The organism is Paenibacillus athensensis (assembly GCF_004514475.2).
GTDB classification, from domain to species: domain Bacteria; phylum Bacillota; class Bacilli; order Paenibacillales; family NBRC-103111; genus Paenibacillus_AL; species Paenibacillus_AL athensensis.
This window is the reverse complement of sequence record NZ_MYFO02000041.1, coordinates 1-669: the sequence shown is the minus strand read 5'-3', so window position 1 is coordinate 669 and position 669 is coordinate 1. Positions and strand designations below refer to the sequence as shown.

Annotated in this window: 2 rRNA genes; both read left to right on the top strand. The window is 51.1% G+C overall.

The features are described 5' to 3' along the window. Window positions 1-210: ribosomal RNA gene (locus B5M42_RS25070) — 16S ribosomal RNA — on the top strand; the annotation flags it as partial. A 246-nt stretch (window positions 211-456) separates the two neighbouring features. Further along, window positions 457-669, top strand: a 23S ribosomal RNA gene (locus B5M42_RS25065); the annotation flags it as partial.

Genomic DNA, 669 nt, shown 5'->3' with positions numbered 1-669 from the left:
TCGGAATTGCTAGTAATCGCGGATCAGCATGCCGCGGTGAATACGTTCCCGGGTCTTGTACACACCGCCCGTCACACCACGAGAGTTTACAACACCCGAAGTCGGTGGGGTAACCCGCAAGGGGGCCAGCCGCCGAAGGTGGGGTAGATGATTGGGGTGAAGTCGTAACAAGGTAGCCGTATCGGAAGGTGCGGCTGGATCACCTCCTTTCTATGGAGACTCGGTTCAGAAGTGAACCAGTCAAGCTTCTTTCACTCGTGTTCAGTTTTGAAAGGGCAACCTTTCAATGTAAGCTGGCGAATCTTACGATTCGCGGCGTGTTCCTTGAAAACTAGATAACGAAACAAGAAGTACAAAACGCGTGATTTAACTTAGAAATCCACTCGTCGCTTGTGCAAACAAGTGAGAGATGTGTTCCTAAGTAGTGAGACTTTACTCCGTAAAGTCCCTATATTAGGTTAAGCTAGAAAGAGCACACGGAGGATGCCTAGGCGCTAGGAGCCGAAGAAGGACGTGGCGAACGACGAAATGCCTCGGGGAGCCGTAAGCAGGCTTCGATCCGGGGATGTCCGAATGGGGGAACCCGGCTGTGGTAATGCGCAGTCACCTTGTAGTGAATACATAGCTACAATGGAGGCATACCCAGGGAACTGAAACATCTAAGTACCT